Here is a 24,123-nt window from a genome sequence, read left to right on the forward strand (position 1 = left end):
CGCACAACGATCACGCGACTGAGCGCGCGACAACAAGCAACTTGAGGTCGCGTCCGTTGTTTGACTCGGCATCCGTCGCCCAATACCTTCGCGCCGTTTTTTTTTAAGTGGAGGATGTTGATGAAAGTCCCGTGCTACTTGGCCGCGGTTGCAGCCTTTGTCAGCTACGCGACATATGCGCCGAGTTCTGCAGCACAGCCGGCGCCAGCACCGGCACCGATCCTCAACGATCTTCCAGCCAATGCAACGCTGCCATCCGATGGCACCTTCGATCTCGCAGGTCTCGCACTCGGCATGACCTTCACCGAGGTCGCAAGCAAGTACAAGGAATTCGCGCCGGATGCGAAGCCGAAGGTGAATGCGGGTTCGGCCGGGATCAGCGACAGTCGCGGCAACGCGATGAACTTCGCTTATGAGAGGCAAGCGACGGTCGGCTATAACAACAGCGACGGATCGCGTGAGGATTTCTCTGCCTTCTTCACTACCAGGATCAATGAGTCGCGCGCGGTGAAAGTCACGCGCATTATCTCGTATCGCGGCGCTACGCAGCAGGGCAGCGTTCCGGCATTGATCGAGGGATTGAACAAGAAATACGGCCCACCCTCCTACACCCAGGACAGCGGACGATCGATCGAGATCTCCTACATCTGGTTCGAAGGCAAGCGCATCACACTCACCAACGAGACCGCCCGGTCCACCTATCAGCGGGGAACGCCTGCTTCATGCATTCGCATGCCCGATGACATCGGCGCCTATCGGTTCGAGCCGCAGCGGCAGGACCCGCGCCCGGGATGCACCGCCGTGATTGTCGTCAAGATCTTTCGTGGCACGCGCGATGATCTCATCGATAATGTGACATTCGAAATGGCCGACAAGGTGCGCTACTTGAAGAACGGCACCGAGACCGATGCATGGCTCGAGCAGCAACTGCGTGAGAAGATCGCTGGTCAATCCGGCGCCAAAGCGCCGAAGCTCTGATGAGCTCAGATCGACGCCTCGCCCCTGGCGAAGAATGGTGACGATTGCTGTAACAGTTCCAAACTGAACGATCTCGATGGGTGGGCTGCGAACGCAGTCCGCCCATTTTCCTTTGCTCGAGCATCGCGTCTCCTTCACATCTGAACCGACAATGTCGATCGCGCAACTAACGGGACGACGGCGACATATCGCCATGCGTGGTGCTCACTAGCTGCGCAGGCATCCCTCCCCTATCTTCGCCGCCATGACAAAGCATGCCTCGGTGCTGGAGACCTGATTGATGATTTCTTTTCGCGCATTCGCTGTTGCCGCTGGTGCGACCCTTGTATTGAGCTCGGCACAAACAACGCCCGCCGCTGCGCAAAAATCCACCGAGACTGAAAAGCTCAATGCCTATGTCGGCTGCATCAACCGGCTGTCGTCGCGCAGTCGGGAATCGGAATCGCGCTATTTCAGCTGGGCGCCGAAATCCGGGCCCACCGGCAAGGAGCGGATCATCTACGGCACCTATACGATCTATGACACCGACGACTGCAAGAAGAATGTCGAAGCCGCAAACGCGCTTGAGCCACGCGATGCGGCGCTGGAGGCGGCGGCCACGGCCTATGTCAATGCCGTGACGACGCTCGGACCGCTGCTGAAGGAAGCGGATGACTACTACACGCAGGAAAACTACAAGGACGACAAGATGGCCAAGGGCAAGGCCATGCATCCGAAGCTGGTCGCCGCCTGGAACGATTTCTCCGTCGCCGACAAGATGCTGCGCGCCAATGTCGATGTCATCAATGACAAGCGCAAGCTCGAGCAGCTCAAGGAGATCGAGGCCAAGGAAGGCAAGAAGACGCGCTATTATGTCGAGGCGATCATGATCGACGCCAAGCGCGTGCTGCGCCTGCAGGACACCGACAAGCCGGACATCGAAGCGATCACCAAAGCGGTGAATGACTATGAAGCCACCGTGAAGAGCTTTGAGGAGGCCAACGCCGCCGACGGCGGCAAGGTGAATTCCATGTTCACCGGCAACGCAAAATCGGTGCTGGTGACGGCCAAGCAGCTGATGCGCCGCATTCGCGACAAGGTGCCCTACACGTCCGGCCAGAAGATGATGATGCAGCCCGGCAGCGAATGGATGGTCGAAGGTTCGCCGGGACGGCTGCTGCGCGACTATAACCAGCTGGTGAGCGCCTATAACAGCCTCGCCCGGTTTGGGATGCGGTAGGCGCCCTCTCTCCGTCATAGCCGGGCCTGCCCCGGCCATCCATCTTCACCTGACGGCCAAAGATGGATCCCCGGGACAAGCCCGGGGACGACGTCAGTAATATGGCGCATCGACGCCCCCCACACCCGCCCCGTTAACCTTTCGTTAACCAAACGCGCCCACCCTGCGTGGCACGGCTGGGGGGCTGTTTGTCTCGAATGGGTGCTCTGCGCCAGCAGGGCCTGCGTCAATCGGGAGGGGTGCCGATGTCCCAGAGCTTCACCGACGATTTTTGCGCGCGCGATGGCGCCGACGATTATTCCGACGATCACACCGATGGCGTCTTCGACAACGAGGCGCTGGTGCCGGCCTCGGAGCCGAGCGAGGTCGTGCCGATGCTGGTCGGCGCCACCGTCGAGGCCGTCGAACGCGAATTGATGCTGCAGACACTGGCGCGCTGCGACGGCAACCGCACCCATGCGGCGCGCGTGCTCGGCGTCTCCGTCCGCACCATGCGCAACAAGATCAAGCAATATTCGGCCGATGGAATTGAAGTGCCGGCGAGCAGCTAGGTCTTTTCTGACCGATAAGCCGGCGTCCACTTTTCAGGATCATGCGCTAGTGCTCCGGCACGCGCCCGCGCGCGATGATGCCGCGCATCAGCCAGTACCAGCCATAGCCCGCGCCTGCCCCGCAGATCGCAAGCAGCAGCGCATTGATGAGGCTGTAGGCGCCGCTCCACCAGAACATGCCGAGCGCCCATAAGACGCCGAATATTGACGATGCGAGTTTCAGACGCGTGGATGGCAGCATGGTGTGTCTCCCTGTGAGCCGCCCCTTTGACGCAGGCAGAGCGGGATCGGTTCGCGCCAAGGTCGAACTTCCCGCGAATTGATGCCGTCATCCTTCCCCTGTTAAAAGCGCCGCAATTGGAATCACGGACGGAGTTGAGAGCGTGGCGAAAGAGACGATCAGCCGGGCCGGCTTGCGCGGCCCGCGCGGTGAGCCGGGCGCACCGGGTCCGCAGGGGCATCCCGGCCGTCCCGGCCCCGAAGGCGCCCAGGGCAAGCCCGGTGCGGTCGGCAAACCCGGCGCCCCCGGCAAGGCCGGCGCAGCGGGCAAACGCGGCGAACAGGGTCCTGTCGGCAAGGCCGGTCCTGCGGGGCCGCAGGGCAAGGCCGGTCCGCAAGGGCCGCGCGGTGAGCAGGGCCTGCAGGGCAAGCCTGGTATCGATGGCAAGCCCGGCCTTCAGGGCGAGCAAGGCCCGCGCGGCGAACAGGGCCCTCCCGGCACGCTGCCGTCGTTCGAGCAGATCGTGCCCTGGCTGCACATGATCTTTGATGCGTGGGAAGACCACCGCAAGACGCGCGAGCGCGAGGAAGCCGAGCGCGAAGCCGCTCTGCTGCGCGAGCAGCAGGACATGGCCGAACGCGTCGCCGCCATGATCGAGACCGAAACGGCTGCGGCCGAGGCGGTCGAGGATGACAATGACGACGGCAAGAAAAAGAAGAAGCGGAAGAAGAAAGGCGACTGAGGTCCTTCACGCCAGCTACGCCCAATGTCATCGCCCGCCTTAACGCGCAATTGCGCGCTTGGAGCGGGCGATCCAGTAAATCGCAAAGGCAGTGCTCATCCGCATATGCAAGTGTTTACCGAGTCGCCCGGTCAAGCCGGACGACGAAAAGTGAGTGTGCAACTCACATCGTGCGCTGGGGCGCCGTCTGCATGAGCTCCTGCAGCTCCTTCGCATAGAACTTCGCAGCTCCCGTCGTGAGATGGCCTCGGGTCTCGGGGCTTGCAGGGATCAGCAGCATCTTCGCCCCGTTGACCCGCTTCATCGCCGCATCCATCACGCCCGTTTCTGGCGGATTGCGTTCGTCATCCGCGGCATTGATGGCCAGCACCGAGGCGCCGATCCTTTCCAGCGCCGAGCGTCGTAATCGCGCGACGATCCCCACTGATAGATGAAGTCGTTGGCATCGGCCGAGAACGGCGCGTTCAGCCGGTCATCCACATTCTTGTCGGCTGCGGCAGCCGTCGGCGCCTGCGCCTGATAGGCCAGTGTGCCGCCGGCGGTGGCGATGCCGAACATGACGGACGCATATTTCATCATGCCGGGCTGCGATGTGTAGCTGCCGCCCTTGTAGTCGGGATCGGCGCGGATGGTCTCAATCATCATCCGCCGCATCATCCAGTTGCGCGCGCTCATGGCGGTCGGCTGCGCCGCCATCGGAACCAGCGCGTCCATCACCTCCGGGTATTTGCCGCCCCAGATCCACGCATGCATGCCGCCCATGGAATTGCCGATCACCAGACGCAGATGCTTGATGCCAAGCCCTTCCGTGACCAGCCGGTGCTGCGCATCCACCATGTCGTCGTAATTGTAGTTCGGAAACGCAGTGCGCATGCCGTCGGACGGCTTCGACGATTTTCCGTGACCGATGCTGTCGGGAATGATGATGTAATATTTGCTCGCATCGAGCGGTTGCCCCGCACCGAACAGTTCGCCGGCAAAAGCCGGCGTCAGCATGCTGCGCGCCGAGCCTGCGGTGCCGTGCAGCACCAGCACCGGCTGCCCGCTCGGCGCGCCTACCGTCGTGTAATGCAGCTTCAGCTCTGGCATCACATGGCCGGTGTGAAATTTGAAGTCTTTCGCGATCCACTCCGCTTCTTTCGGCGCGGGATAGTCCGCTGCATCCGCAGCAACCGATATGAAGACTGTGAGCATTGCGGCGAGAATGGCGCGCCCGTGATGCGGCATGATGATCCTCCCATGCGGCCGCTTCGACCGGACCGCTTGTGGCGGATGCTAGCATGGCGCCTGCGCAAGCCAAGAAGACGCGGCACGCGCTGCAACTATCGCAGTGCAGCGATAATTGTTGTTCACCGGCTCATCATTTGAGCAGGCGTAATCGCCACAGCTGCGGCTTAATCCGGGTGACAATCCGAGTCGCCGCGCGCGGCCTCTATGCCGTACCCGGCGCAACCGATGTGAGGTTTGCATGCGCCAGGGAATGCGGCTTGCATTGTTCATCACAGCGATCGCGCTTGCCTCCGCAGCGCATGCAGTCGATCGCGGCCAGTTCGCCGATGTGCCTGAGCACATCCGCAACTGGTTCAAAAGCGTGATCGCACCGAATGGCGTACCGTGCTGCGACATGTCGGACGGCCATCGGACCGAATATGAAATGCGCGGCGGCGCTTACTGGGTACCAATCGACGGCGTCTGGATGCGGGTTCCCGACCACGCAATCATTCGCGATCGCGGCAATCCGGTGGGCGAAGCCGTGGTCTGGTATGTTCAGCGTGGCGGCGGCATCATCATCAGCTGTTTCGTCCCCGCCGATGCGGTATGATCTCAGCCATCTGCCGAGGAAGCGAGAGCACCATGACGGAAGTCACCTACACCATTGTCGAGCATGATGGCGGCTGGGCCTACAAGGTGGGCGCGGTCTTCTCCGAGCCCTACCCGACACGTGAGCGCGCGCTCGCCGCCGCACGCCGCGCCGCCGCCGAACAGCGTACGCCCGGCCGTACCGAGGTGATTTCCTACGAAGACGAGAACGGCAAGTGGCACGAGGAGACCGCTGCCGGCAATGACCGGCCGAACACGGTGATCGTCGATAAATCGTGACAGGTGCGGAGGCTGAACAGGACGAATCGCGCAGCACGACACGCGCGATCATGCGATGGGTGCTCGCCGCATTTTTTGCCGCCGCCGGCATCGCACATCTGCGGATTCCCGAAACGCTACTGCTGATCACCCCGGCATGGGTGCCATTTGCGCGTGAGGTGATCATTGCCACCGGCGTGTTCGAGATTGCCGCCTCGATTGCGTTGTTGTCGCGCACGCGGCTGCGCTGGTGGGCCGGCGTGGCGCTGGCGCTCTATGCGCTTTGCGTCTGGCCGGCGAATGTCAAACACGCCATGGAGGGCATCGAGATGCCCCTGATCGGCAATAGCTGGTGGTATCACGCCCCACGGCTGGCGCTGCAGCCGATGATTATCTGGGCGTGCCTGTTCTGCGCCGGGGCGACCGACTGGCCATGGCGGGGCACGCGCTCAGCCCGCTAGCCGTTCATGACGTTGCGTCGCCGGCCACCCGTGTTATTTTGCGCTGCAAACCTGCTGGAGACCACCGTGACCGACGTAACCGCCGAGAAGCTGCGCGAGATCTATCCCACCCCGCATCCACGCGTGATCGCAAAGGCGCGGCCGACGCTGGATACGCATTCGAGCAAGTTCATCTCGCTGTCGCCGTTCTGCGTGCTGGCCTCGTCCGGGCCTGACGGCACGGTCGATGCCTCACCGCGCGGCGGCGGGGTCGGCTTCGTGCAGATCGCCTCCCCCACCGAATTGCGCCTGCCCGACCGGCCCGGCAACAATCGCATCGACACGTTCCAGAATGTCCTGAACGGCAGCGGCCATGTGCAGCTGATCTTCTTCGTCCCCGGAATTGATGACACGCTGCGGGTCAGCGGCGTCGCCACGCTGTCGAAGGATCCGGAGCTGATGGCGACCATGGAGGAGTTCGGCAAACCACCGCGTGCGGTGCTCTGCATCACCGTGACGGAAGCCTATTTCCATTGCGGCAAGGCGCTGATGCGCTCGAAGCTGTGGTCGCCTGACGTGCAGGTGAAGCGCGACGTGATGCCATCGATCTCGGAAATGGTGTTCGACCAGACCAAGGCCGACACCAAGCCCGAGGGCGACAAGCCGATGAGCCAGGGCGAGATCGAGGTCGCCTACCGGAAGAATCTGTAAGCGCAAGCTGCCGCCCTCCGGCCCCAAGACTGCCTCACGGCCGGCGCAACCAATCTTGATTTAAGCACCCTTAAGTTGCATGATGAGCATCCTTGGGGGCTGCATTCGTGCGTGGCGTCGCGTCAGCTTGCATCTTGATGGCTGTGGGATTTGCGCTGGGCGCCTGCGCGCGCGATCCGTTCGTGACCGAGATCGGCGAGACGCGATCACGCGAATGGTGGATCGTTCGTCAGGTCGATCGCGTGACCGATGCCGAACTGCCAAGCGCCTTCGTCTATGCCGAGGCCTCAAACAGCAATTTCTTTTATCCGCGGATTTCGTCGCTCCAACTGACCTGCATGGAGCAGAAGATGCCGCTGATCCGTTTCGCCTTCGACTTCAAGATCGGTACCGGCATCAACACGGTGCTCGGCTATCGGTTCGACGATCTGCCCGGCCATCAGGATGTGATGGTTCGCGTCCTGCGCAACAACCGGGTCATCGTCATCGAGGATCGCGACACGATCGCTCGCTTCGTGGCCGAGCTGGACAAGGCTGTGACGCTCTATGTGAGGATCAGGTCGATCGACGGCGGGCGAACCGCGGTCGAATATCCCGTAGCCGGCGCATGGACGGCGATCCGGGCGGCATTCGCGAATTGCGACATGCCGGCGCCGCCCCAGCTCAATCCGGGGCGGGCCAGATTGCCCGGCATCTATTGAAGACGCCGGGCAATCGTAAAGTTTAGTGCTCGCCTTCGAGGCCGCCCATGTGCTTCTGGGTGTAGAGCTCGATGCCGATGCGCTCGATCAGGTCGAGCTGGGTTTCGAGGAAGTCGATGTGACCTTCCTCGTCCTTCATCAGCGCTTCGAACAGGTCCTTCGAGACATAATCACCGACGCTGCGGCAGTAGGTGGCAGCTTCCTGATACAGCGTGCGCGCGCCGATTTCGGCAGCGAGATCGCATTCGATGATTTCCTTGACGTTCTGGCCGATCTTCAACGGATCGAGAACCTGCATGTTCGGGAACCCATCCAGGAACAGGATGCGATCGGTGAAGCGGTCGGCGTGCACCATCTCCTCGATGGACTCCTTGCGCCACATCTTGGCCATGTCGAGGAGGCCCCAGTGGTTAAGGAGGCGGAAATGCAGCCAATACTGGCTGATCGCCGTCAGCTCGCTGCGCAGACCCTTGTTAAGAAATTCGATGACCTTCGGGTCGCCCTTCATGATGCTCTCCTATTGCCGGGCCAACCAAAACGGCCCGAAATCTAATTTAGAACTCTTCTAAATCAGATTCAGACGGAGAACAAGCCTTCTCGCACCGCATCGGACAGAAACGGTGTGGAATTAAAATTCCTTATAAAACAGAAAGACTTAGGCTGCAACACCGACGGCTGCCGGCGCGTTCATCTCGACCGGTGCGGGCACGGCGAGGTCGGCAGCAACTGCATGAGCGGCCGTATGCGGGCAACCGGAGCAGCAGGATTTGGCGCAGGCACCGAGTGCCTCGTCCATGATCTTCTTGATGGTCCGCACGCAGCGTCCGCACTGGGCACTGCAGCCCAAGCAACCATAGACCTGTCCCGGCGTCCGCGGCGGCTGGGCCCCGGAGACAGCCTTGCGGATGTCATGGTCGGTAAAGACGTTGCAGGAACAAACGATCATCAGGTGAAAGCACGCTCGCGGTCGGTACCCTTCTTGGATAGGGAAGCGGCCGACCGGATGCAAAGCCAAAACGCGCAACTTCAACCTATTCCAAACTACTGATCCGTCAGCATAAAATCTGGAACGACTCTAAGGTGGTCAATTCCAGTAAATTCTCCACTGAATGGGTAGGATGCGACCAGCGATACGATCCAGGCCGTGAACCCGCTCGTGGGATCGCGCGTCCAAGTGTTGCCAGCTGTAAATTTACGGCCAAATCAGCGCGGTTCCGTTCATTGATCATTCAAGTCGGATGTGAAACTTTTGGTCGCATGCCCCGCTATTTGATACGGGCAGAATGTGAAAAAGGTGACGCCATGAAGAAGACCCTGATGGCCCTTGCCGCCGTAGCGACCCTGGCCGTGACAGCCGCGCCGACCACCGCGAGCGCGCAGCACTGGCGTTATCACGGGGGCGGCGCTGGAGCGGGCGTTGCCGCCGGCCTGATTGGCGGCGCCCTGCTTGGCGGCGCGATCGCCGCAGGCTCCGGCTATTACGGCCCCGGCTACGGCTATTATGGCGGCCCCGCTTATGTTGCCGGCCCCGGCTATTACGGCGACTGCTACTGGCAGCGTCAGCGCTTCTGGGATGGCTATGGCTGGCGCTTCCGCCGCGTTCGTGTTTGCGGCTGACGCTGAAAATTCCAACGCATATCGAACCAGACCGATTCCGATGTGCAGGACTTGAAGTGGCGCGAAAAAACCGCTTTTTCGGGTCAGTGCTTCGTGAGTGTTTACGCCGAGTTGACGGTTGGGCGCTTGAAATGGCCGTCAGTTCGAAATCCGCGTGAGAACCTTTAAACGCGTCGCTGGCGGCGCTCTTTGGGAGAGACTTGAGATGAAGAAGACATTTTCCGCTCTGGTTGCCGCTGCGACGGTCGCCGCTTCGCTGGTCGCCGCGGCGCCTGCCGCCAAGGCCGATGGCGGCCGTATCGCTGCTGGCGTCGCCGGTGGCCTGATCGGCGGTGCGCTGCTCGGTGGCGCCATCGCCGCCAGCCGCCCGGCACCGGTTTACGGTGGCTACGGCTACGCCCCTGCCCCGGTCTATGTCGAGCCGGCTTGCCGCATGGTTCGCCAGCGCGTCTGGGACGACTATCGTGGCGTCTGGCGCTACCGTCCGGTCGAGGTTTGCGATTAATCGCAACGGCCTCACGGCCTGATATCAAAAGCCCGGCCGTCGCGGCCGGGCTTTTCTTTTGTCTTCGCTACCGCGCGGTCATCGCACGCAGCACCGCCTCGCTCGGCCAGCAGTCGAGCTTGAGCTTCGCCGACTTCTGGAACGCGCCGACGGCGGCACGCGTCTTCATGCCTGCTTTGCCATCCACCTTGTCCCCATAGAGCCCGAGCGACGTCAGGTGTCGCTGCATCGCCTCGACATCAGTGCTGCGAAGTTGCTTGGTCGCTGTCCAGGGAGTCGCAAAGGGCTGGCCATTGGCGATGCGGTCCGCGACATGACCGACGAACAGCACATAGAGATCGGAGAAATTATACTCCTTGATCACGAAGTAGTTCTTGGTGGTCAGGAAGGCCGGACCATAGGTGCCTTCGGGCTGCAGCAACGAGGCCGGCTGCGCCTGCTCGGCGGAGCTGAGCTTTTCTCCCCGCACCGGCGTGAAGCCTGCGCGAATCCAGTCTCCGATCGGTCGCGTCACTTCGGGCACGCCCATGGTGCAGTCGGCATTGGCGGGCGCGCGAACCTCATAGGCCCAGCGCACGCCGCGCTGCCAGCCCTTGTTGACGAGCTGCTGCGCAGCGGATGCCAGTGCGTCCGGCACCGAGTGCCAGATATCGACCTTCCCATCACCGTCAAAATCGACGCCGTGCTTCTCGAGCTCGGCCGGCAGGAATTGGGTGAGGCCGGTGGCCCCGCCCCATGACACACGCAGATCCTGCCGCGAGACCACACCACTCTGGATCAGCTTCAGCGCTGCAATGAACTCGCCGCGATACTGCTCCTTGCGGCGACCGACATAGGCCTGCGTCGCCAGCGTACGAATGCCGTCATAGGGCAGCCGATGGCGGCCATAGTCGGTCTCGCGGCCCCAGATCGCGAGGATGATCGTGCCGGGCACGCCGGTCTGCTGCTCGATCGCCTGCAGCGTCTTGCGATGCTGATCGTAGAGACGGCGCCCCTCTGCCGCGAGACGCGCGATGCTGGCTTCCTTGAGATAGTCCGCTGGCACCTGAACGAACTCCGCTTGCGACGGTGCGCCAGTGGCGGGACGGCCGGGCAGCAGGAGATCAGGGAGCTTGTAGTCGGGTTCGAGGCCGCGTGTCGCGTCGTCAAAAACCCGTCGCGAGACGCCGGCCTTCTGGGCTTCGGGCCAGAGCGAGGCGACGAAACTGGTGAAGGCCGCGTCCGCCGCGAAAGTCGGACGTGCGGGCAATGCGAAGCTCATCAGGACGCAACAAAGCAAAGCCCCAAATGCTGATCGCATGCCCTGATCCCTCAATGCCCGTGCGCTCCGTGGTCCGGCTTGTGCTTGCCGTGCCCGCTGAACTCGGCGCTGTTCGACAGCTTGTCGACATAGGCAATGCCGACGGCCGAGAGGATGAAGACCACATGGATGATGGTCTGCCACATCACGCCGGTTTCGGTGAAGCTGGTGGTGCGCGTGCCGGTGTTGCCGAGCCCACCCGCCTCGATGAAGGTACGCAGCAGATGGATCGACGAGATGCCGATGATGGCCATCGCCAGCTTGATCTTCAGCACGCTGGCATTGACGTGGCTGAGCCATTCCGGCTCATCCGGATGGCCGCGCAGATTGAGACGCGACACGAAGGTCTCGTAGCCGCCCACGATCACCATCACCAGCAGATTCGAGATCATCACCACGTCGATCAGGCCGAGCACGACCAGCATGATCTGCTGCTCGCTGAAATCGAACGAATGGGTGACGAGGTGCCACAGCTCCTTGAGGAACAGAACCACATAGACGCCCTGGGCGATGATCAGGCCGATATAAAGCGGCAGCTGCAGCCAACGCGATCCGAAGATCAGGACCGGGATCGGGCGCATGGTATGCGCCTTTTTCGGCGGCAAAGGCGTTTCAGGCGTCATGGACATGCGGGGCTCCGGGGGAAAACTGAACATCTCAGGTGGGAGAGAGAAGCGATTCTGTCGAGCGAAATGACAGCGGCTTTTGACCGCATCAACAGCCCTGCGATTGCCATAAAACCATCAAGCTTCAATCAGGCCCAGCCGGTCCTCGATCCGTTCGATCCGACCGTCCATACGATCGATACGCGTCGAGAGGCTCGAATATTGCAATTCGAGCAGGCCCAGGCGGTGCTTGATCTCCCGGACGTCCTCGCGAAGGCCATCCATGCTGCCTCGGATATGACGCAGATGTTCGAGCACGATATTGTCGATATCAGCCATGACGCGCCTCGCTCCAAGGCGGATGGTACCACAATCCCCTGAGGCCGGAAGTGCCCTACTTCACCGCAACGATGAAGATTCGCGGGAAGCGCAGCAGCACCTTGCCGTCAGCATGGGGCAGATAGGTCGCCGCGATACGGGCCGTGTATTCGGCGATATAGGCCTTGCGATCGGCGCTTTCGAGCGGATCGACGAAGGGACGCAGACCTGTGCCCTTCACCCATTCCACGATCGCCGACGCATCGGCCAGCGCGTGATTGTAGACGGTGTGCCAGATCTCGACGCGCGAGCAGATCGGCTGCAGCGCGTCGTAATAGGCGCCGGGCTTCGGCAAGGAGTCGCGCAGTTCGGCGGCCTTGGAGAGCTGCTTGCGCCACGGCTCCATGTAAGCGACTTCGCGCATCAGCACATGGCTGGGCTCGTCGAGATTGTCCGGCATCTGCACGGCGAGCACGCCGCCCGGCGGCAGGCCGGTGGCGAGGCGCTTCAACTGCTTGATGTGATCCGGCACCCACTGGAAAACCGCATTGGCGAACAGCACGTCGCTGCCTGCCGGCGGCACCCAATGGGCGATATTGGCTTCGATGAAGGTCTTGCCCGGCAGGCGCTCGCGCGCCTGGCGGAGCATGTCAGCCGAGGTATCGACGCCGACCACTGACGCTTCCGGCCAGCGATTGACGAGGAGCTCGGTGGAGTTGCCGGGGCCGCAGCCGATATCGACGACTTTTCGCGCTTCGGCCAGCGGCACCTGCGCGAGCAGATCCCGCGCCGGGCGGGTCCGCTCATCCTCGAATTTCAGATATTGCTGCGCGCTCCAGTCCGACATCTCACCGACTCCCGTTAGCGCGTCAGTTTCTTGTACTTCACGCGATGCGGGATAATGCTGTCCTGGCCGAGACGGCGCATCTTGTCCTTCTCGTAATCCTGGAAGTTGCCCTCGAACCATTCCACATGGCTGTCGCCTTCGAACGCGAGGATGTGCGTGGCGATACGATCGAGGAACCAGCGGTCATGGCTGATGATCACGGCGCAGCCAGCGAAATCCTCCAGCGCCTCTTCGAGCGCACGCAGCGTATCAACGTCGAGATCGTTGGTCGGTTCGTCGAGCAGCAGGACGTTGGCGCCGGACTTCAACATCTTGGCGAGATGGACGCGGTTGCGTTCACCGCCTGACAGCGAGCCGACCTTCTTCTGCTGGTCGCCGCCCTTGAAGTTGAAAGCCGAGCAATAGCCGCGCGAATTGACTTCCTTCTTGCCGAGCAGGATCAGCTCGTTCTTGCCGGAAATCTCTTCCCAGACGGTCGCCTTGTCGTCCAGCGCATCGCGCGACTGATCGACATAGCCGAGCTGCACGGTCTCGCCGACGGTGATGGTGCCGCCGTCCGGCGTCTCCTGCTTGGTGATCATCTTGAACAGTGTGGATTTGCCGGCGCCGTTCGGGCCGATGACGCCGACAATGCCGCCCGGCGGCAGCTTGAAGGTGAGATCGTCGATCAGCAGGCGATCGCCAAAGCCTTTGTTGAGATGCTCGAAGTCGACCACGTTGTCGCCGAGGCGCTCAGCCACCGGGATGATGATCTGCGCGGACTGGCTCTGCTTCTCGCTGGCCTGCTTGAGCAGGTCCTCATAGCGCTGGTAACGCGCCTTGGACTTGGCCTGACGCGCCTTGGGAGACGACGCGATCCATTCCTGCTCGCGGGCGAGCGTCTTCTGATGCGCGGCGTCCTCGCGGCCCTCCTGCTCGAGGCGCTTCTGCTTCTGCACCAGCCAGGACGAGTAATTGCCCTCGTAAGGAATGCCGCGGCCGCGATCGAGCTCGAGGATCCAGGAGGTGACGTTGTCGAGGAAGTAGCGATCGTGGGTCACGATCAGGATGGCGCCGGGATAGTTGCGCAGATGGCCTTCCAGCCACGACACGGATTCGGCGTCGAGATGGTTGGTCGGTTCGTCGAGCAGCAGCAGTTCGGGTGCATCAAGCAGCAGCTTGCACAGCGCGACGCGGCGGCGTTCACCGCCCGAGAGCTTGGAGACGTCGGCATCGTCAGGCGGACAGCGCAGCGCGTCCATCGCCTGATCGACCTTGCTGTCGAGATCCCACAGGCCCTGGGCCTCGATCTCGTCCTGCAGCTTGGTCATCTCGTCGGCGGTCTCTTCCGAGTAGTTCATCGCCAGTTCGTTGTAGCGATCGAGGATCGCCTTCTGCTTGGCAACGCCGAGCATGACGTTCTCGCGGACCGTCAGGCTGGCATCGAGCTGCGGCTCCTGTTCGAGATAGCCGACGCGGGCGCCCTGGGCGACCCAGGCCTCGCCGGTATATTCCTTGTCGAGGCCGGCCATGATCTTCAGCAGGGTGGACTTACCGGCGCCGTTGACGCCGAGCACGCCGATCTTGGCGTCCGGGTAGAACGACAAATGGACGTTATCCAGCACCTTGCGGGTCGGATAGGCCTTGGTCAGGCCCTGCATGAAGTAGACGAACTGGCGAGCCATCGTAATCCTTGGAATTCGGAGCTGGCGTGGAAATCGGGTTGCCACCGATGTAGCGGCCACGCCCCCAAAGGGCAACGGGGGGTGTTAAGCAATTGGTAACGCTAGGCTCCGTCCGTTTCCCGCTCATGACAATTCGAACCGCTTTTTAATAAGTGGCGACCACTGTGCTGACAGGGCGATTCCTCACGCCCACCGCGGCCGGAGCCGCGGACAGACAGGCGGAGCCCGTCATGGCGACGATTGCATCAGCACCTTCCACTGCACGCACCGAGAACGCCTCGGCGCAGCCCGGATTGCTGCGCGAGATCCGCCAGTTCTGGCAGACCTTCTTCGTCGCGGCATTCAATCCGTACCATCCGGAACAGCATTATATGCGCGGTCCCGGCCCGGCCTGCCGCGCCAAGGAAACAGCTCCCACCTCACATTAAGCTGATCGCGCCGGAATTGCCGGCCGCAGCGCTTGCACGCTCTCGCGTGTCGCGCGATGTCTCCATCCCCTGACGGCATCTGTCGCTGTCACCTGACCGGATGGATCGACCTCATGACGCGGCTGCGCTGTGCAATCCTCGACGACTACCAGAATGTGGCGCTCAAGCTGGCCGACTGGTCCACGCTCGGCGACCGCATCGACGTCACCGTGTTCGACAAGCCATTAGCATCCGGCGAGGAAGCGGCGGCTGCACTCAAGGATTTCGAGATCATCTGCGCCATGCGCGAGCGCACGGCGTTCCCGCGCAAAATGTTCGAGGCGCTGCCGCAACTCAAACTGCTGATCACATCGGGCATGCGCAACGCGGCCATCGACCTCGACGCCGCGAAGGCACATGGCGTGACGGTGTGCGGCACGGCGATGATCGGCAACCCCACCGCGGGGCTCACCATCGGCCTGATGCTGGAACTGACCCGCAAGATCGGCTTCGAGCATGCGCGCATGAAAGCCGGCGAGCCCTGGCAGGTGACGCTCGGCGAGGATGTCGAGGGCAAGACGCTGGGCATCATCGGGCTCGGCAAGCTCGGCACCAAGGTGGCGAAAATCGCACAGGCGCTGGGCATGAAGGTGCTGGCCTGGAGCACCAATCTCACCCCAGAAGCCTGCGCCGAGGCCGGCGTCACCTATGCCACCAAGGAAGAGCTGTTCGCAAAGTCCGACGTCATCACCATTCACGTCGTGCTGAGCGATCGCTCGCGGGGGCTGGTGTCGCGTGAGGATCTCGCGCGCATGAAACCGACGGCCTATCTCATCAACACGGCGCGCGGACCGATCGTGGACGAAGCGGCGCTGCTTGAAACATTGCAGGCGAAGAAGATCGCGGGTGCGGGCATCGATACATATTCGCACGAGCCACTCCCCATCGACAGCCCGCTGCGCAAGCTGGATAATGTCGTGATCACGCCGCATCTCGGCTATGTCACGGCCGAAAACTACAGGCGCATCTATGCGGAGATGATCGAGGGGATCGGCGGTTTCCTGAAGGGTGAGCCGGTGCGTCCGTTAAACTAAACGCCGTCCAGTAGGATGGGTTGAGCGAAGCGATACCCATCACCACAAGCGCCCGGCGGTGATGGGTATCGCTTCGCTCAACCCATCCTACGAACTAGAATACAAAAAGGGCGCGGTGCTTTCACACCGCGCCCTCTTCGTATTCTGACGTCAGCCTGCCGGGATCAGCGCACGTTGACCGGCGCCGGCAGCGGCTGGATCGTCGCCGGCTGCGTGCCCGGCAGCGGCGCCATATTGGCGCTCGGCGTCGGCGCGGCATTTGCGCTTGGACCCGGTACCGGCGCTGCCGATGCGGTGGTCGCCGGAGGCTTGCCCGGCCACACGACCACGCGGGTGCCGACCTTGGCGCGCTCGAACAGATCCGACACGTCGTCGTTCAGCATGCCGATACAGCCCGACGACACCGACTTGCCGATGGTCGACGGCTGGTTGGTGCCGTGGATGCGATAGACGGTCGAGCCGAGATACATCGCACGGGCGCCCATCGGATTGCCTTCGCCACCGGCCATGAAGCGCGGCAGGTAGGGCTGGCGCTCGATCATTTCTGCCGGCGGATGCCAATCCGGCCATTCGGCCTTGCGGGAGATCTTCTGCACGCCGTTCCAGGTGAAACCGTCGCGGCCAACACGCACGCCGTAACGCATGGCGCGGTTGTTACCGAGCACATAGTACAGGTGGTAGTTCGGCGTATCGACGATGATGGTGCCGGCCGGCTCCTTGGTAACGAAGCTGACTTCCTGACGGCGCAGATTTGGCGGCAATTGCACCGGACCTGCATCGGGCTGTTCTTCCGGCGGCAGCGACGCGACCATCACCGAGCGGCCATTGGCGCCCATGTTCTGGCCACCCGCCTGAACGGAGCCGGTCACCGGGGCACCCTGCGGCGCTCCGTAGTTCTGGCCGCCCACACCTTCGGGTGGACGCATGCCACCGTCGGGACCGCCACGATCCGAATAGATGACCGGCGGCGGACCTGCCGGGCGGCCGTAACGTGGATCATCCGGCGACATCACGGGCCCCTGTGGCAACGCGCGGTCCGAATAGGCGGGAGCATTGTTGTTATAGGCTGGCGCATTGGCCGGACGGCCATAGCGCGGATCGTCCGGCGAGGTCACAGGACCTTGCGGCTCCGGACGATAGGAATAGGTCTGGCCGTTGGCCGGGCGACCGTAACGCGGATCATCCGGAGACGTCACCGGACCTTGATTGGCATAGCCGGGGCTGGACAGGCGGCCCTGCGGACGACCACCGCGCGACGGGGCATCATCCTCGTCCAGCGCGTCGAAGTCCGGCATCGCATCCATGGCGCTGCCGCGCGAGTTCGGCGTGGCCGGATAGCCGCCGGGCTGGTAGCCAGGTTCTGCCGGGATCGAGTAGCCGCTGTTCGATGCGGCCGGGTAGCCCTGCGCGGCCGCGAGCGAAAGCCCGGCGGCGCTGCTGAGAGCTACAGTCGCGAACGTCGTCAGAAAACGCTTGATCATCATTGCCCTTGTCGAAGCTTCGAGCAGTAAATCGGGTTGAATGGTCAGATCGCGCAGGATCACGGCGCATTCAAGACAAATCCGGGAAAAAGCCCCGCATTTCGGTCACATTCGCACGATTGCGCGTCGCCGTGGCCAACATGCCGCAGCTATTGGCGCTTAACGCCGCAGTAAGCACATGTCGTTTCTGCCGCGCATCTTTTAACAAACGGTTTGCGACCCGCTGCGGTATGTTCGATCAGCCCTGATTCGCGCCGTCGATCGGGCCATTTTTCTGCGTGCTCCACCGCGTTCCCCTGGTTCGAAAGCCTTCACGCATCTGCTGAAGGCGGAACAGCAATCATGCTTCCCGGCATTCGTTTCCTGTGCGTCGCTGTCGTCTTCGCAGTATCCTTGGTCATCTTCGGGATGGGCGCCGCCGCGCTGCTGCGCAGCGCCCATGAGGAGTTCGCCAGCCTACCGAACCGCCGGCCGCCGCCCGCGACCGTCTTCAGCCGGCAGCCGGAACCCACGCCGACGCTTGCGATGCTGCGGTTGGAGCCGCATGCGCCCGAGACAGCCGAACCGGTCGCCGTCCCCGTGGTGGAAGCCAGCGAGCCCGCAGCACCGGCCGAGCCGATCGAGGCTGAGGTGAAGCCGGCGCCCGACACCATCGCGGTCGCTGCCGTGACACCAGCGACTGAGCCCGAGACGCCGGTTCCGACCGAAGCTGCGCCCACGCCGCCGAGTGAACCAGCCACGGTCGTGGCCACTGCTCCGGTGGAAACACTGGAGCCGGCTCCCGCTCCCGAGACCACCCCTGCCCCGGCTCCCGAGACCACGGCAAGCATCTCGCTGCCGACGGCCACGATCATGGAGCTGCCGAATGCAACGCTCACGGCTGAGGACGCCCAGCTGTCATCGAGCAAGGTGGCCGTGCTCGGCGGCCCGCCGATCGACACCGAACCGGTGCCGCTGCCCAATTCGCGCCCGACCGCCGAGCCGCCCAAAGCGAAGCCCGCGAAGAAGATGGTGAAGAAGCCCGTGGTCAAACGGCCGCGCGTGGCCGCACGCGTCGCGCCTGCTGCTGCTCCAATCGCGCAGCAGCAGCAGCTGAACGATCCGTTCGGACTATCGCAGCTGCGCTAACGTCTCAGCATGTAGGCGCGGCTTACGCCGGCCCGGTTGCGACCGGTGGGCCGTTCTGCATGCCCCATTCGGACCACGAGCCGTCATAGAGCGCCGAGCCGCGCACGCCGAGGCGATACAGGGCCAGTGTCAGCACGGCTGCTGACACGCCGGAGCCGCAGGTGGTCACGATCGGCTTGTCGATATCGAGGCCGGATTTGTCGAACGCCGCACGCAGATCATCGAGCGGCTTCATGGTGCCGGTCGCGGCGTCGATCAGCTCGTTATAGGGCAGATTGCGGCTGCCGGGGATGTGGCCCGAGCGTAGGCCCGGCCGGGGCTCTGCCACGCTGCCCTCGAACCGATTGGCGGCGCGCGCATCGATGGTCTGCTCGGCGCGGCTGTCGAGATTAGCGACGAGCTGCGCCTTGCTGCGCACATAGGACGGATCGAATGTCGCGGTGAACCTGGCGGGCTGCGGCGCGGCCGGCTTGCCGGCCTCGACCGGACGCCCCTCGGCACGCCATTTCTTGAGGCCACCGTTGACGATCTTCACATTGGCATGGCCGAAGGACAGGAACATCCACCAGGCGCGTGGCGCCGCGACCCAGCCGCCGGAGTCATAGAGCACCACGGTGTCGTCGGAGGAAATGCCGAGTGCGCCGACATCGCGCGCGAACTGCGCTTCGTCCGGAAACATATGCGGCAGGTCGATCGCATGATCGGAGATCGCATCGACATCGAAAAAGACGGCGCCAGGAATATGCGCGGCAAGATAGTCGTCGATCGGCAGCGGCAAGACGCCGGGCATCTTGAAGGATGCATCGACGACCTTGACCTTGGGATCGCCGAGATGCGCGGCAAGCCATTCGGTGGAGACGAGCGGATCGGTCTTGGTCATGGGATGCCCTTCATCTTGCACGCCGTCATGGCCGGGCTTGTCCCGGTCATCACATTTCAAGGTACAGTAGAGACGCAGATGCCCGGCGCAAGGCCGGGCATCACAAACGACAGTGATGTGAGCGTGATTGTTACTTCGCCTTCGGTTCGACCTTCTCCACCGCGCCGCCGGCATTGCGCCAGGCGGTGAAGCCGCCGCCGAGATGCGCCACCGGCTTCAGGCCCATATCGGCCGCCGTCTTGGCGGCCAGCGCCGAACGCCAGCCAGACGCGCAATGGAAGATGAACTTCTTGTCTTCCTGGAAGATCGGCTTGCCATAGGGGCTTTCGGGATCGATCCAGAATTCCAGCATGCCACGGGTGCACGAGAATGAGCCCGGAATCTTGCCCTCGCGCTCGATCTCGCGGGGATCGCGGATATCGACGATGACGACGTCCGGGCTCTGCGCGGCCTTGATGACGTCCTCGACGCTCATGGTCTCGATCTGCGCATTGGCCTCGTCGAGCAGCGCCTTGTAGCCGCGGGTAATCGTCTGGGTCATGCCTTCCTCACCAATTCCTTCATCGCGCCTTCCAGGCCCTCGATGGTCAGCGGATACATGCGTTCGGACAACAGGCGACGGATGATCGTCGTCGATTCCGAATAATCCCAGTGCCGCTGCGCCACCGGATTGAGCCACACCGTGTTCGGATAGGTCTGCGTCACGCGTTCGAGCCAGACCGAGCCGGCCTCTTCATTGACATGCTCGACGGAGCCGCCGGGCACCATGATCTCATAGGGCGACATCGAGGCATCGCCGACGAACACGACCTTGTAGTCATGCGCGTATTTATGCAGAACGTCCCAGGTCGGCGTGCGGTCGGTGAAGCGGCGCTTGTTCTGCTTCCACACGCCCTCATAGAGACAGTTGTGGAAGTAGAAATACTCCATGTGCTTGAATTCGCTCTTGGCGGCCGAGAACAGTTCCTCGACCTGCTCGATATGCGAATCCATGGAGCCGCCGATGTCGAAGAACACCAGCACCTTCACCGCATTGCGCCGCTCCGGCCGCATGTGGACGTCGAGATAGCCGTGATTGGCGGTCTCGCGGATCGTGGTGTCGAGATCGAGCTCATCGGCTGATCCGGTGCGGGCGAATTTGCGCAACCGGCGCAGCGCCACCTTGATGTTGCGGATGCCGAGTTCGACATTGCCGTCAAGATCCTTGAACTCGCGCTTGTCCCACACCTTCACGGCACGCTGGTTGCGGCTCTTCTCCTGGCCGATGCGGATGCCTTCGGGATTGTAGCCCTGGGCGCCGAACGGCGAAGTACCGGCGGTGCCGATCCACTTGCTGCCGCCCTGGTGGCGCTCCTTCTGTTCTTCCAGACGCTTCTTCAGCGTCTCCATGAGCTTGTCCCAGCCCATGGCCTCGATTTGCTGCTTCTCTTCGTCGGCGAGATATTTCTCGGCGAGCTTGCGCAGCCACTCTTCCGGGATTTCCGCCTTCTCCATGGCGTCGAGAAGATTCTCGAGACCCTTGAAGGTCGAGCCGAACACCCGGTCGAACTTGTCGAGATTGCGCTCGTCCTTCACCAGCGCGGCGCGGGAGAGATAATAGAAATTCTCCACCGACTGATCCGCCAGATTGGCGTCGAGCGCTTCCATCAGCGTGAGATATTCACGCAGCGTGACCGGAACCTGCGCATCGCGCAGCGAGGTGAAAAATTGCAGGAACATGATTGACAGATTGCCCGAGCATTGGCGTGCGTCAAGGGTGCAGGTGGTAGATAGTTGCGCGCAGCAACAGCACCCTGCCCGGCGCGCCCGCCAAATAGTCTAACATTGTCAACGCGCCGACCGAATTCCGCTCAACGGGACGCGCCGTCGGCAATCGTCGAGATTGAAGGTATTTGTTTCAACTCTTCTCGCGGCAGTAACCACATGAGAGAGTGTCACGCCGATAGTGGGCGTTCTCAGCTATCGTGCAATCTCATCGGGCCGAGGTGACGGCCCGAATGGTAGTAGACGCAGCATGGCCGCATCGATTACTTCGACCACAAAGTCTGCAAGCAGACTTTCTGCACCTGGCGCAATCGTTGCAGTGTTCGTGCTGGCGATGAGCGCCTGCGTGCTCGGCCTCGTGCTGTGGAAGACCATCGATGCACGGCGCAACGCGCTGCAACAGAGCGAGATCGATATCCGCAATCTCGCACATTCGCTGCAGGAACATGCGACGCATACGTTTCAGGCCGCCGATGTCGCCATGAGCGGCATGGTCGATCTTCTGAAGTATCAAACTCCGCGCCCGGATCGCTTCAATCTCTTCCTCGTCAACACGGCCAAGTCGCTGCCACAGATTCGCGAATTCGGCGCGCTCGATGCCATCGGCGAATGGCGCTATTCGTCGCTCACGGAAACGCCGAAGCACAACAATTCCGATCGCGCCTATTTCGCCTATCATCGCGACAACACCGATCCGGGCCTGCGCATCAGCGAGCCGCTGCAATCGCGCCTGACCGGCCGGATGACGATCCTGTTGTCGAAGCGCGTCAGCGATCAGGCGGGCAATTTCAATGGCGTGCTCGTCGCTGCGATCGACACCGACTATTTCAGCGACTTCTTCAAGACATTCGATATCGGCGAACAGGCCGGGATCAGCCTGCTCCGGACTGACGGCATCGTGCTGGCGCATTGGCCATCGATGGATGTCGGCAAGGACCTGTCCGGCACTCAACTGTTTCAGAACAGGCTCAAGGAAAGCCGCACCGGATTTTATCGCGTCGCTTCGCCTTTCGATGGCGTAACCAAATATTTCGGTTACGAGAAGAGCAACGAGTATCCGGTGATCGTGACCGTGGCCGTGCCCGAACGCAAGGTGCTGGCGGCCTGGCGCAACAACCTGAAGTCCGATGTCGCAGTGGCCGCTGTGCTCCTGTGCAGCGTCATCCTGCTCGCGGCCCTGCTGTCGACCCAGTTCCGGTTTCGCCTGAACATGGAGAACGCGCTGCGCGAACGCGAATCGCGCTACCGCCTGCTGGCCGACAACATCGCCGACGTCGTCATCCTGCTCGATCGCACCGGCAACTTTCTCTACGTCTCGCATTCGGTCGAATTCGTGCTCGGCCTGGATCCGAAAGACCTGATCGGGCGCTCCTGTCTGGAACTGGTCTATCCGGAGGACCTTCCGGCGGTGCGTGCCGCGAGTGCCCGCCTCACCGATCGCGTCACCACCGAGAACGTCGTGTTCCGCACCTATCGCGACGACCGGTCGATCGCCTGGGTGGAGATCAATTTCAAGCTGGCCGAACGCGCCGAGGATGCCGACGACAAGATCGAGATCGTCGGCGTGCTGCGCGATGTCACCCAGCGTAAGAAGATGCAGGACGAACTGACGGCGCTGAATGCACGGCTGGCCGAACTCGCCACTACCGACGGCCTCACCGGCCTCGCCAATCGCCGCACGCTCGACGGCTTCCTCAACCGCGCCTTTGCGCAGGACGGCAAGCTCTCGGCCCTGCTGATCGATATCGATCATTTCAAAGGCTACAACGACACGATGGGACATCAGGTCGGTGACGACTGCCTGAAGCGCGTCGCGTCCGTGCTGGCGGATGCGACCATCAACACCACGGCGCTGGCTGCCCGCTATGGCGGCGAGGAGTTCGCCATCGTGCTTCCCGATGTCGATGAGGCCAGCGCCATGACGGTGGCCGAGACGGTGCGGCTGCGTGTTCGTGCGCTGGAGATTCCCAATGTCGCCGCTGCGCGCGGCTATCTCTCGGTCAGCATCGGCGTCGCACATCGGACCGCACGCTCGCCAAACGAGACGGTCCTGCTGGGTGAAGCCGACCTCGCACTCTACGAAGCCAAGCGGCGCGGTCGCGATTGCGTGGTCACCCATGCAGCGCTGGAGCAGGACTATTTCAGCGCGGGCTTCGAGCGCCGCGGTTAGTGCCATCTCCTGAGCACATCTTCCGTGCGATGGCATATCTGCACATAATGCATGCCGACGCCCCGGCTGGACCTGTCCGATAATTCAATTAAACTTCCCATCCAAAGCGCCACATCGTGGCGCATCAGAGGATCGACTGGATGGGTATTCTTGCAGCATTGCTGATCGGCGCCATTGCCGGCTGGCTGGCCGGGCTGATCGTGCGCGGTGCGGGCTTCGGCCTGATCGGCAATATCGTTGTCGGCATCATCGGCGCCCTGGTCGCCGGCTGGCTGCTGCCGAAACTGAATGTCACACTGGCCACCGGCACACTCGGCTCGATCCTCGATGCCACCGTCGGCGCCGTCGTCGTGCTGGTCGTGCTGTCGCTGATCCGGCGCTAGCTCTTTCCTCATTCCGCGATCTCCCCATTGCAACGCGCTGCTGCGCGACAAGAACAACAAGGCAAGACTGTTCATGAAGTTTACCGGTACCAAGGACTACGTCGCCACCGATGACCTCAAGGTCGCCGTCAATGCCGCCATCGTGCTGGAGCGCCCGTTGCTGGTGAAGGGCGAGCCCGGCACCGGCAAGACCGTGCTGGCCGAGGAAGTCGCCAAGGCGCTCGGCTCGCCGTTGCTCACCTGGCACATCAAGTCCACCACCAAGGCGCAGCAGGGCCTGTATGAATACGATGCCGTCTCGCGCCTGCGCGACAGCCAG

At 62.5% G+C, this 24,123-nt stretch carries 29 protein-coding genes and 1 pseudogene; 17 read left to right on the plus strand and 13 right to left on the minus strand.

All coding sequences use genetic code 11. The features are described 5' to 3' along the window. Positions 1-120 precede the first annotated feature (120 nt). From ACIQ17_RS15785 to ACIQ17_RS15795, 3 genes are all read left to right on the plus strand, one after another. Positions 121-978 (plus strand): hypothetical protein, encoded by an 858-nt coding sequence (locus tag ACIQ17_RS15785; protein ID WP_398470001.1) that lies wholly within the window; start codon positions 121-123, stop codon positions 976-978. Positions 979-1,258: 280 nt separating this feature from the next. Next, entirely contained in the window at positions 1,259-2,197 is a 939-nt protein-coding gene (locus ACIQ17_RS15790; RefSeq protein WP_398470002.1) for a YiiG family protein, read from the plus strand. A gap of 245 nt (positions 2,198-2,442) precedes the next feature. After that, on the plus strand, positions 2,443-2,748 hold the full coding sequence (locus tag ACIQ17_RS15795) for a helix-turn-helix domain-containing protein (protein WP_398470003.1): 306 nt from the start codon (positions 2,443-2,445) through the stop codon (positions 2,746-2,748). A 46-nt stretch (positions 2,749-2,794) separates the two neighbouring features. Here ACIQ17_RS15795 and ACIQ17_RS15800 read toward each other — a convergent pair whose 3' ends face one another. Next, positions 2,795-2,989, minus strand: a complete 195-nt coding sequence (locus tag ACIQ17_RS15800) for a hypothetical protein (protein ID WP_398470004.1) — start codon at positions 2,987-2,989, stop codon at positions 2,795-2,797. Positions 2,990-3,131: 142 nt separating this feature from the next. Here ACIQ17_RS15800 and ACIQ17_RS15805 point away from each other — a divergent pair, with 142 nt between their 5' ends. Beyond that, complete coding sequence (locus ACIQ17_RS15805; RefSeq protein ID WP_398470005.1) at positions 3,132-3,710, plus strand: collagen-like protein; 579 nt, start codon at positions 3,132-3,134, stop codon at positions 3,708-3,710. Between the two features lie 163 nt (positions 3,711-3,873). Here ACIQ17_RS15805 and ACIQ17_RS15810 read toward each other — a convergent pair. Next, a pseudogene (locus tag ACIQ17_RS15810) lies at positions 3,874-4,937 on the minus strand (alpha/beta fold hydrolase). Positions 4,938-5,178: 241 nt separating this feature from the next. On the opposite strand from ACIQ17_RS15810, the gene ACIQ17_RS15815 reads away from it, so the two are divergent. The 5 genes from ACIQ17_RS15815 (at position 5,179) to ACIQ17_RS15835 (ending at position 7,641) form a co-directional block, all read left to right on the plus strand. Beyond that, a complete protein-coding gene (locus ACIQ17_RS15815; protein ID WP_398470006.1) occupies positions 5,179-5,532 on the plus strand; it encodes a hypothetical protein in 354 nt (117 codons plus the stop codon). Between the two features lie 32 nt (positions 5,533-5,564). Beyond that, the gene (locus ACIQ17_RS15820) at positions 5,565-5,810 is read left to right on the plus strand and encodes a DUF2188 domain-containing protein (protein ID WP_398470007.1); all 246 of its coding nucleotides are present in this window, start codon (positions 5,565-5,567) and stop codon (positions 5,808-5,810) included. 50 nt (positions 5,811-5,860) lie between these two features. After that, positions 5,861-6,250, plus strand: a complete 390-nt coding sequence (locus tag ACIQ17_RS15825) for a hypothetical protein (RefSeq protein ID WP_398470029.1) — start codon at positions 5,861-5,863, stop codon at positions 6,248-6,250. Positions 6,251-6,316: 66 nt separating this feature from the next. After that, positions 6,317-6,940: an MSMEG_1061 family FMN-dependent PPOX-type flavoprotein gene (locus ACIQ17_RS15830; RefSeq protein ID WP_398470008.1), complete on the plus strand. Its 624-nt coding sequence runs from the start codon at positions 6,317-6,319 to the stop codon at positions 6,938-6,940. 137 nt (positions 6,941-7,077) lie between these two features. Further along, positions 7,078-7,641 (plus strand): hypothetical protein, encoded by a 564-nt coding sequence (locus tag ACIQ17_RS15835; RefSeq protein ID WP_398470009.1) that lies wholly within the window; start codon positions 7,078-7,080, stop codon positions 7,639-7,641. Positions 7,642-7,663: 22 nt separating this feature from the next. Here ACIQ17_RS15835 and bfr read toward each other — a convergent pair whose 3' ends face one another. Together bfr and ACIQ17_RS15845 are read right to left on the minus strand one after the other, a co-directional pair. Beyond that, positions 7,664-8,149, minus strand: coding sequence for a bacterioferritin (gene bfr, locus ACIQ17_RS15840; protein WP_398470010.1), 486 nt, complete (start codon positions 8,147-8,149; stop codon positions 7,664-7,666). A 147-nt stretch (positions 8,150-8,296) separates the two neighbouring features. Then, positions 8,297-8,587, minus strand: coding sequence for a bacterioferritin-associated ferredoxin (locus ACIQ17_RS15845; RefSeq protein WP_398470011.1), 291 nt, complete (start codon positions 8,585-8,587; stop codon positions 8,297-8,299). A gap of 356 nt (positions 8,588-8,943) precedes the next feature. Here ACIQ17_RS15845 and ACIQ17_RS15850 point away from each other — a divergent pair, with 356 nt between their 5' ends. Both ACIQ17_RS15850 and ACIQ17_RS15855 read left to right on the plus strand, forming a co-directional pair. Then, the gene (locus ACIQ17_RS15850) at positions 8,944-9,258 is read left to right on the plus strand and encodes a hypothetical protein (RefSeq protein WP_398470012.1); all 315 of its coding nucleotides are present in this window, start codon (positions 8,944-8,946) and stop codon (positions 9,256-9,258) included. Between the two features lie 205 nt (positions 9,259-9,463). Further along, positions 9,464-9,763 carry a hypothetical protein gene (locus ACIQ17_RS15855; RefSeq protein ID WP_398470013.1) on the plus strand — a complete coding sequence of 100 codons (300 nt, stop codon included), beginning with the start codon at positions 9,464-9,466 and terminating at the stop codon, positions 9,761-9,763. 67 nt (positions 9,764-9,830) lie between these two features. Here ACIQ17_RS15855 and ACIQ17_RS15860 read toward each other — a convergent pair whose 3' ends face one another. The 5 genes from ACIQ17_RS15860 to ettA form a co-directional block, all read right to left on the minus strand. Next, positions 9,831-11,024, minus strand: coding sequence for a lytic murein transglycosylase (locus ACIQ17_RS15860; protein ID WP_398470014.1), 1,194 nt, complete (start codon positions 11,022-11,024; stop codon positions 9,831-9,833). A 50-nt stretch (positions 11,025-11,074) separates the two neighbouring features. Then, on the minus strand, positions 11,075-11,692 hold the full coding sequence (locus tag ACIQ17_RS15865; RefSeq protein WP_398470015.1) for a TIGR00645 family protein: 618 nt from the start codon (positions 11,690-11,692) through the stop codon (positions 11,075-11,077). Between the two features lie 114 nt (positions 11,693-11,806). Beyond that, on the minus strand, positions 11,807-12,007 hold the full coding sequence (locus ACIQ17_RS15870) for a hypothetical protein (RefSeq protein WP_398470016.1): 201 nt from the start codon (positions 12,005-12,007) through the stop codon (positions 11,807-11,809). A 55-nt stretch (positions 12,008-12,062) separates the two neighbouring features. Then, positions 12,063-12,833: a trans-aconitate 2-methyltransferase gene (tam, locus tag ACIQ17_RS15875; RefSeq protein ID WP_398470017.1), complete on the minus strand. Its 771-nt coding sequence runs from the start codon at positions 12,831-12,833 to the stop codon at positions 12,063-12,065. A gap of 14 nt (positions 12,834-12,847) precedes the next feature. Next, the gene (ettA, locus tag ACIQ17_RS15880; RefSeq protein ID WP_398470018.1) at positions 12,848-14,497 is read right to left on the minus strand and encodes an energy-dependent translational throttle protein EttA; all 1,650 of its coding nucleotides are present in this window, start codon (positions 14,495-14,497) and stop codon (positions 12,848-12,850) included. Positions 14,498-14,727: 230 nt separating this feature from the next. Between ettA and ACIQ17_RS15885 the strand changes: the two genes are divergently transcribed. Together ACIQ17_RS15885 and ACIQ17_RS15890 are read left to right on the plus strand one after the other, a co-directional pair. Further along, positions 14,728-14,925 carry a hypothetical protein gene (locus tag ACIQ17_RS15885; RefSeq protein WP_398470019.1) on the plus strand — a complete coding sequence of 66 codons (198 nt, stop codon included), beginning with the start codon at positions 14,728-14,730 and terminating at the stop codon, positions 14,923-14,925. Positions 14,926-15,038: 113 nt separating this feature from the next. Next, on the plus strand, positions 15,039-15,998 hold the full coding sequence (locus ACIQ17_RS15890) for a D-2-hydroxyacid dehydrogenase family protein (protein WP_398470020.1): 960 nt from the start codon (positions 15,039-15,041) through the stop codon (positions 15,996-15,998). A gap of 164 nt (positions 15,999-16,162) precedes the next feature. Here the strand turns inward: ACIQ17_RS15890 and ACIQ17_RS15895 are convergent, their stop codons facing one another. Continuing rightward, on the minus strand, positions 16,163-17,482 hold the full coding sequence (locus ACIQ17_RS15895) for a L,D-transpeptidase family protein (RefSeq protein WP_398470021.1): 1,320 nt from the start codon (positions 17,480-17,482) through the stop codon (positions 16,163-16,165). A 339-nt stretch (positions 17,483-17,821) separates the two neighbouring features. On the opposite strand from ACIQ17_RS15895, the gene ACIQ17_RS15900 reads away from it, so the two are divergent. After that, a complete protein-coding gene (locus ACIQ17_RS15900; protein WP_398470022.1) occupies positions 17,822-18,607 on the plus strand; it encodes a hypothetical protein in 786 nt (261 codons plus the stop codon). Positions 18,608-18,629: 22 nt separating this feature from the next. On the opposite strand, the gene sseA is transcribed toward ACIQ17_RS15900, so the two are convergent. The 3 genes from sseA to ACIQ17_RS15915 form a co-directional block, all read right to left on the minus strand. After that, complete coding sequence (sseA, locus tag ACIQ17_RS15905) at positions 18,630-19,487, minus strand: 3-mercaptopyruvate sulfurtransferase (protein ID WP_398470023.1); 858 nt, start codon at positions 19,485-19,487, stop codon at positions 18,630-18,632. A gap of 130 nt (positions 19,488-19,617) precedes the next feature. Then, entirely contained in the window at positions 19,618-20,028 is a 411-nt protein-coding gene (locus ACIQ17_RS15910) for a rhodanese-like domain-containing protein (RefSeq protein ID WP_398470024.1), read from the minus strand. Further along, positions 20,025-21,206 carry a VWA domain-containing protein gene (locus ACIQ17_RS15915; protein ID WP_398470025.1) on the minus strand — a complete coding sequence of 394 codons (1,182 nt, stop codon included), beginning with the start codon at positions 21,204-21,206 and terminating at the stop codon, positions 20,025-20,027. The genes ACIQ17_RS15910 and ACIQ17_RS15915 overlap by 4 nt, the downstream gene beginning before the upstream one ends. Before the next feature lie 295 nt (positions 21,207-21,501). On the opposite strand from ACIQ17_RS15915, the gene ACIQ17_RS15920 reads away from it, so the two are divergent. From ACIQ17_RS15920 to ACIQ17_RS15930, 3 genes are all read left to right on the plus strand, one after another. Beyond that, positions 21,502-23,421, plus strand: a complete 1,920-nt coding sequence (locus ACIQ17_RS15920) for a diguanylate cyclase domain-containing protein (RefSeq protein ID WP_398470026.1) — start codon at positions 21,502-21,504, stop codon at positions 23,419-23,421. 140 nt (positions 23,422-23,561) lie between these two features. Next, on the plus strand, positions 23,562-23,804 hold the full coding sequence (locus ACIQ17_RS15925; RefSeq protein ID WP_398470027.1) for a GlsB/YeaQ/YmgE family stress response membrane protein: 243 nt from the start codon (positions 23,562-23,564) through the stop codon (positions 23,802-23,804). A gap of 73 nt (positions 23,805-23,877) precedes the next feature. Next, positions 23,878-24,123, plus strand: a 246-nt coding sequence (locus ACIQ17_RS15930) for an AAA family ATPase (protein ID WP_398470028.1), incomplete at its 3' end; no start/stop codon positions are given.

Source organism: Tardiphaga sp., from assembly GCF_044340795.1.
Lineage (GTDB): Bacteria > Pseudomonadota > Alphaproteobacteria > Rhizobiales > Xanthobacteraceae > Tardiphaga.

Excerpts from the sequence above, each read along its gene's own strand:
- ACIQ17_RS15785 (WP_398470001.1), top strand. The coding sequence starts at position 121 with ATGAAAGTCCCGTGCTACTTGGCCGCGGTTGCAGCCTTTGTCAGCTAC.
- ACIQ17_RS15790 (WP_398470002.1), top strand. The coding sequence starts at position 1,259 with ATGATTTCTTTTCGCGCATTCGCTGTTGCCGCTGGTGCGACCCTTGTA.
- ACIQ17_RS15795 (WP_398470003.1), top strand. The coding sequence starts at position 2,443 with ATGTCCCAGAGCTTCACCGACGATTTTTGCGCGCGCGATGGCGCCGAC.
- ACIQ17_RS15800 (WP_398470004.1), bottom strand. The coding sequence starts at position 2,989 with ATGCTGCCATCCACGCGTCTGAAACTCGCATCGTCAATATTCGGCGTC.
- ACIQ17_RS15815 (WP_398470006.1), top strand. The coding sequence starts at position 5,179 with ATGCGCCAGGGAATGCGGCTTGCATTGTTCATCACAGCGATCGCGCTT.
- ACIQ17_RS15820 (WP_398470007.1), top strand. The coding sequence starts at position 5,565 with ATGACGGAAGTCACCTACACCATTGTCGAGCATGATGGCGGCTGGGCC.
- ACIQ17_RS15825 (WP_398470029.1), top strand. The coding sequence starts at position 5,861 with ATGCGATGGGTGCTCGCCGCATTTTTTGCCGCCGCCGGCATCGCACAT.
- ACIQ17_RS15835 (WP_398470009.1), top strand. The coding sequence starts at position 7,078 with ATGGCTGTGGGATTTGCGCTGGGCGCCTGCGCGCGCGATCCGTTCGTG.
- bfr (WP_398470010.1), bottom strand. The coding sequence starts at position 8,149 with ATGAAGGGCGACCCGAAGGTCATCGAATTTCTTAACAAGGGTCTGCGC.
- ACIQ17_RS15845 (WP_398470011.1), bottom strand. The coding sequence starts at position 8,587 with ATGATCGTTTGTTCCTGCAACGTCTTTACCGACCATGACATCCGCAAG.
- ACIQ17_RS15850 (WP_398470012.1), top strand. The coding sequence starts at position 8,944 with ATGAAGAAGACCCTGATGGCCCTTGCCGCCGTAGCGACCCTGGCCGTG.
- ACIQ17_RS15855 (WP_398470013.1), top strand. The coding sequence starts at position 9,464 with ATGAAGAAGACATTTTCCGCTCTGGTTGCCGCTGCGACGGTCGCCGCT.
- ACIQ17_RS15860 (WP_398470014.1), bottom strand. The coding sequence starts at position 11,024 with ATGAGCTTCGCATTGCCCGCACGTCCGACTTTCGCGGCGGACGCGGCC.
- ACIQ17_RS15865 (WP_398470015.1), bottom strand. The coding sequence starts at position 11,692 with ATGTCCATGACGCCTGAAACGCCTTTGCCGCCGAAAAAGGCGCATACC.
- ACIQ17_RS15870 (WP_398470016.1), bottom strand. The coding sequence starts at position 12,007 with ATGGCTGATATCGACAATATCGTGCTCGAACATCTGCGTCATATCCGA.
- tam (WP_398470017.1), bottom strand. The coding sequence starts at position 12,833 with ATGTCGGACTGGAGCGCGCAGCAATATCTGAAATTCGAGGATGAGCGG.
- ettA (WP_398470018.1), bottom strand. The coding sequence starts at position 14,497 with ATGGCTCGCCAGTTCGTCTACTTCATGCAGGGCCTGACCAAGGCCTAT.
- ACIQ17_RS15885 (WP_398470019.1), top strand. The coding sequence starts at position 14,728 with ATGGCGACGATTGCATCAGCACCTTCCACTGCACGCACCGAGAACGCC.
- ACIQ17_RS15890 (WP_398470020.1), top strand. The coding sequence starts at position 15,039 with ATGACGCGGCTGCGCTGTGCAATCCTCGACGACTACCAGAATGTGGCG.
- ACIQ17_RS15895 (WP_398470021.1), bottom strand. The coding sequence starts at position 17,482 with ATGATGATCAAGCGTTTTCTGACGACGTTCGCGACTGTAGCTCTCAGC.
- ACIQ17_RS15900 (WP_398470022.1), top strand. The coding sequence starts at position 17,822 with ATGCTTCCCGGCATTCGTTTCCTGTGCGTCGCTGTCGTCTTCGCAGTA.
- sseA (WP_398470023.1), bottom strand. The coding sequence starts at position 19,487 with ATGACCAAGACCGATCCGCTCGTCTCCACCGAATGGCTTGCCGCGCAT.
- ACIQ17_RS15910 (WP_398470024.1), bottom strand. The coding sequence starts at position 20,028 with ATGACCCAGACGATTACCCGCGGCTACAAGGCGCTGCTCGACGAGGCC.
- ACIQ17_RS15915 (WP_398470025.1), bottom strand. The coding sequence starts at position 21,206 with ATGTTCCTGCAATTTTTCACCTCGCTGCGCGATGCGCAGGTTCCGGTC.
- ACIQ17_RS15920 (WP_398470026.1), top strand. The coding sequence starts at position 21,502 with ATGGCCGCATCGATTACTTCGACCACAAAGTCTGCAAGCAGACTTTCT.
- ACIQ17_RS15925 (WP_398470027.1), top strand. The coding sequence starts at position 23,562 with ATGGGTATTCTTGCAGCATTGCTGATCGGCGCCATTGCCGGCTGGCTG.